Genomic DNA, 4,818 nt, shown 5'->3' on the forward strand with positions numbered 1-4,818 from the left:
TCAGGATGAGGCGCGGCCTTCATGCAGGGCCGCAGCTCTATTCTGAAGCGCTCTCCCCTCTCCCGACCCGCTTCGCGGGCCACCCTCCCCCGCAGAGGGGGGAGGGGTAAGACGCGCGGGCCTACTCCACCCAACCCCGCAATTCCCGCCGCACCACGTGCTCGATGACCTCCATGCCGAGGTCGCCGTCGTTGAGGCAGGGGATGTAGGCGAACTTCTCGCCGCCGTTCTCCTCGAAATAGTGGCGGTTCTCGCCGTCGAGTTCCTCGAGGGTCTCCAGGCAATCGGCCGTGAAGCCCGGCGCCACGATCGCCATGCGCTTCACGCCGGACTTGGCGAGCGCCTGCACAGTCTCGTCGGTGTAGGGCTTCAGCCACTCCTCGTTGCCGAAGCGCGACTGGAAGGTGGTGCGCATCTTGTCCGGCCCGTAGCCGAGCGCCTCGCGGATCAGGCGGCCCGTCTTCACGCACTGGCAATGGTAGGGGTCGCCCTTGAGCAGGTAGCTCTTCGGGACGCCGTGGAACGAGGTGAGGATCACCTCCGGCTCGAAATCGAGCTTGGCGAGCCCCTCGCGGATCGAGCGGGCGACCGCGTCGATGTAGACCGGGTCGTCGTGGTAGGGCGGCGAGACCCGCACCGTCGGCTGCCAGCGCATCTGCATCAGGGCCTTGAAGGCCTGGTCGCAGGCGGTGGCCGAGGTCGCGGCGGCGTACTGGGGATAGAGCGGCACCAGGAGGATGCGGTCGCAGCCCTGGTCGAGCAGCGCCTGGATGCGCGAACTCACCTCCGGCTTGCCGTAGCGCATGGCCCAATCGACGACCACCGAATCGCCGAGCGCCGCCTGCAACCGATCGCGCTGGCCGCGGGTGATGGTCTTGAGCGGCCCCTCGTCCAGCGCGTTGTTCCAGACGCTGGCGTAGTCGCGCCCCTTCGGCCCCGGGCGCTTCGTGAGGATGACGAGGTTCAGGAGCGGCCACCAGATCAGCCGCGGCACCTCGATGACGCGCCGGTCGGAGAGGAACTCCTTCAGGTAGCGGCGCATCGGCCAGTAGGTCGTGCCCTCCGGCGTGCCGAGATTCATCAGGAGCACGCCGACCCGGCCCCAGCGGACGGGCGGATGCTCGGCGGGCAGCGTGCCGGCGCTGACGGGGGCCTGAGGCGCCAGGGGCTGGCGGGCCGCGAGCGTTGCGGGTTCGACGCGTTCGTTCATCACACAGGGCTTTCCGGTCCGCGGCGGCGCCCCGCCCGGCGCGCTTGCGGCTGCCGGGGGCGGATCTCGTGAGCGCGCCGCGATTGTCTCGACGGGCTTATCTATCTAGAGCACGAAGCGACTTTTCGAAGATCGACAGGACAGGGCGCGACATGCCGTCTCCCCGCTATTTCCTCAGGCACTTCGTACCGTTCACCGGCTACCCCTACACGGGCGCGCCGGCGGCGTGCAATCTGTGCGGCTGCGCGGAGTCCGTCGTGGTGGCCGAGAGCGACCGGCGCCTGAAGGTGCTGCGCTCGATTGCCTGCACGCAGTGCGGCCTGATCCGCACCGACCCGATGCCGACGCCGGACGAACTCGCCGCGTACTACGCCACCGCCTACCGGGCCGATTACCAGCTCGCCTTCGCGGGCGGCCCGCCGCCCCACCACGTCAAGCGCTCGGGCCGGGAGGCCGCCTTCCGGGCGGACCTGCTGGGGCCCAAGCTCGTGCCGGGCGCCCGGCTCCTCGATTTCGGCTCGGGCTCCGGCGAGTTCCTGGCCGCCGCCCGGGCCAAGGGCTGCGACGTGGTCGGCGTCGAGCCCGGCCGCGACTACGCCGCCTTCGCCCGCAAGACCTACGGGGTCGAGGTGCTGGACGATGCGGACGACGCGACCTTCGCACCCGGCAGCTTCGACGTGATCAGCACCCACCACGTGCTGGAGCACCTGCGCGACCCGGCCGAGGTGATGGAGCGCCTCGCCCGCTGGCTGAAGCCGGACGGGCGCCTCTACGCCGCGGTGCCCAACATGGCCGCCACCGGCAAGCCGCCGCACGAGCGCTTCCACTTCGCCCACGTGCACGGCTACGTGCGCGAGACCTTCGACCTGCTGGCCCGCCGCGCCGGGCTGGTGCCGGACGAGGCCTACTGGCGCGAGGACACCACGGTCGTCTACCGCAAGACCGACGCGCCGGTCGGGGCGCTGGCTGTCCCCGGCCTCGCGCAGCGGCTGGCCGCGGACCTGCGCCCGAAGGCGCCCGGGGCCTATCTCGCCTCCGGCGCCTGGATCTGGCCGATGGTCCGCCGCAACGCCAAGGCCGTGCGCGACACCTTCCGGTAGGGCGTCCTGTTTCGGCAGGGCGTCTTGTTCCGGTAGGGCGCCTTGCCGGCCGGGCGTCACGAGCGCGTCGGGTCCGCCGGATAGGCGAGGGGATATGCGCGAACCGAGCCGCCGCCAGACCTTCGGACTCGGGCTCGGGGCCGGCCTCGGCGCCCTGCCCACCGTCGCCGCCGAGGCGGGAGCCGACCGCCCGACCTTCACGCTCCTTCTCGTCAACGACATCTACCTGATGGGCGAGGTCGAGGGCCGCGGCGGCTTCGCGCGGCTCAACGCCGTGGTGAAGGCGGAGCGCGCGCGCGGCGTGCCCGTCCTCTACGCGCATGCCGGCGACACGCTCTCGCCCTCGCTGATGTCGGGCTTCGACCGGGGCGCGCACATTGTGGCGCTCCTGGCGCTCGCCCCGCCCGACGTGTTCGTGCCGGGTAACCACGAGTTCGATTTCGGGCCGGCCGTGTTCCAGGAGCGGATCCGCGGCGCCGCCTTCCGCACGCTCGCGGCGAACCTCCGGGACGGGGCGGGCGAGCCGCTGCCGGACGTCGCGGACCGCTTCGTCACCGATCTCGGCGGCGTGCGCGTCGGCGTCACCGGCATCGCGCTGAGGAGCACGCCCGAGAAGGCGCAGAGCGGCACGCTCCGCTTCGGCCCGGAGGCCGAGACGCTGGCCGAGCAGGCCCGCCTGCTGCGCGCGGAGGGCGCCGAGATCGTCGTCGCGGTGGTCCACACGGATCGCGCCACCGACATGGCGATGCTGGCCGCGGGCCACGCCGACATCATCCTGTCCGGCCACGACCACGACCTGTTCCTGCGCTACGACGGCCAGCGCGTGCTCGCCGAATCGAGCGTGGATGCGCATTTCGTCACCGCGATCGACATCCGCTGCACCCGCGAGGGGGAGGGGGCGGAGCGGCGCCTGCGCTGGCGCCCGAGCTTCCGCATCCACGACACGCGGGACGTCGCGCCCGATCCCGAGACGCTGGCGCTGGTGCGCCGCTACGAGGCCGACCTGTCGCGCGAGCTCGACGTTCCGGTCGGGCGGACCGCGCTGCCCCTCGACAGCCGGGTCGCCAGCGTGCGCGCCCGGGAGGCCGGCTTCGGCGACCTCGTGGCCGACGCGGTGCGGGCCTCGACGGGCGCCGAGGTCGGGCTGATGAACGGCGGCGGCATCCGCGGCAACCGGCTCTACCCGGCGGGCGCCGAGCTGACCCGCCGCGACATCCTGCAGGAACTGCCCTTCGGCAACACGGTGGTGCTCGTCGCGATCACGGGCGAGGCGCTGCTGGCGCTCCTCGAGAACGGGCTCGCCGATTACGGCCGGCCGGCGGGGCGCCTCGTGCAGGTCTCCGGCCTCGCGGTCCGGCTCGATCCGGAACGGGCGCCCGGCTCGCGCGTCCTCTCGGTCACGGTCGACGGAGCGCCGCTCGACCGGGCGCGGACCTACACGGTCGCGGCGAACAACTTCCTCTACGACGGCGGCAACGGCTACGGGGCCCTGCGCAGCGGGCGCACCCTGATCGGCGCCACCGACGGTAAGCTCGTGGCGAACGAAGTGATGACGTATCTGCGCCGCAACAGCCCCCTCGCGATCCGCGAGGGCGAGCGCCTGATGGTGGCGCGATGAGCCGCACGCCCGTCGCCGACGCGCTCGCGGCCTTCCGCGCCTCCGGCTCGCCCTGGACGGACCTGCCATTCTTCCGCGAGGGCGCGGCCGACACGGTCGCCGCGCGGGTCGATGCCCGCATCGCCGAGGGCGCGCGCGTGCTGCCGGAGCCGCGCGACATCTTCGCGGCGCTCGCGCTGACGCCCCCCGGAGCCGTCAAGGTGGTGATCCTCGGACAGGATCCCTACCCGAGGCCGGGCGACGCCCACGGGCTCGCCTTCTCGTATGTGGGCAAGGGCCGTCTTCCGGCCTCCCTGAAGGTGATCCTGGCGGAGGTCGATCCGGCAAAGCCCCGGTCCGGCGACCTGACGCCGTGGGCGCGGCAGGGCGTACTCCTCCTCAACGCCGCACTGACGGTCGAGGCCGGCAAGTCCGGAGCGCATCTGCGCTACGGCTGGGCCAGGCTCACCGACGAGGCGGTGGCGGCGGTCTCGGCCCGTCCGGAGCCGTCCGTGTTCCTGCTCTGGGGCGCCCAGGCCCGCGCCCGCGCCGCGCTGATCGACCGGGACCGGCACGCGGTCATCGAGAGTGGTCACCCCTCGCCGCTGAACCGGGCGCGGGACTTTCCGGGCTCCCGGCCCTTCCAGAAGGCGAACGCATGGCTGGAGGCGCGGGGGCTCCAGCCGATCGACTGGCGGCTGGGCTGAGGCCGAGACGGGCCTGTCGCCTCCGGACGACCACTTGGATCGCGCCTCCCCTCCGCTCCGTAGGAAAGCCGGGAGCCAAGTCGGGCTCAGGTGCCCTCTCCCATAGGGCAGGGCGATCGCATATGCCGAGCGAGTCCTGCCTCGGATCAGGCGCGGGTCCCCTCTCCCGTGCGGGAGAGGGACAGGGTGAGGGGCCCGGAGCGT

General features: G+C 72.5%; 4 protein-coding genes. 3 read left to right on the top strand and 1 reads right to left on the bottom strand.

The window, feature by feature from the left end:
- Positions 1 to 121: 121 nt before the first annotated feature.
- Positions 122 to 1,210 carry a ferrochelatase gene (hemH, locus tag AX737_RS17085; protein ID WP_066923515.1) on the bottom strand — a complete coding sequence of 363 codons (1,089 nt, stop codon included), beginning with the start codon at positions 1,208 to 1,210 and terminating at the stop codon, positions 122 to 124.
- Between the two features lie 152 nt (positions 1,211 to 1,362).
- Here hemH and AX737_RS17090 point away from each other — a divergent pair, with 152 nt between their 5' ends.
- From AX737_RS17090 to AX737_RS17100, 3 genes are all read left to right on the top strand, one after another.
- The gene (locus AX737_RS17090; RefSeq protein WP_066923520.1) at positions 1,363 to 2,310 is read left to right on the top strand and encodes a class I SAM-dependent methyltransferase; all 948 of its coding nucleotides are present in this window, start codon (positions 1,363 to 1,365) and stop codon (positions 2,308 to 2,310) included.
- A 94-nt stretch (positions 2,311 to 2,404) separates the two neighbouring features.
- The gene (locus AX737_RS17095) at positions 2,405 to 3,928 is read left to right on the top strand and encodes a bifunctional UDP-sugar hydrolase/5'-nucleotidase (RefSeq protein ID WP_066923522.1); all 1,524 of its coding nucleotides are present in this window, start codon (positions 2,405 to 2,407) and stop codon (positions 3,926 to 3,928) included.
- Entirely contained in the window at positions 3,925 to 4,614 is a 690-nt protein-coding gene (locus tag AX737_RS17100; RefSeq protein WP_066923525.1) for a uracil-DNA glycosylase, read from the top strand. Before AX737_RS17095 ends, AX737_RS17100 begins: the two co-directional genes overlap by 4 nt.
- The last annotated feature ends 204 nt before the right edge of the window (positions 4,615 to 4,818 follow it).

The sequence above is a fragment of the Methylobacterium sp. CCH5-D2 genome (genome assembly GCF_001556475.1).
In the GTDB taxonomy this organism is placed as follows: domain Bacteria; phylum Pseudomonadota; class Alphaproteobacteria; order Rhizobiales; family Beijerinckiaceae; genus Methylobacterium; species Methylobacterium hispanicum.

Excerpts from the sequence above, each read along its gene's own strand:
- hemH (WP_066923515.1), bottom strand. The coding sequence starts at position 1,210 with ATGAACGAACGCGTCGAACCCGCAACGCTCGCGGCCCGCCAGCCCCTG.
- AX737_RS17090 (WP_066923520.1), top strand. The coding sequence starts at position 1,363 with ATGCCGTCTCCCCGCTATTTCCTCAGGCACTTCGTACCGTTCACCGGC.
- AX737_RS17095 (WP_066923522.1), top strand. The coding sequence starts at position 2,405 with ATGCGCGAACCGAGCCGCCGCCAGACCTTCGGACTCGGGCTCGGGGCC.
- AX737_RS17100 (WP_066923525.1), top strand. The coding sequence starts at position 3,925 with ATGAGCCGCACGCCCGTCGCCGACGCGCTCGCGGCCTTCCGCGCCTCC.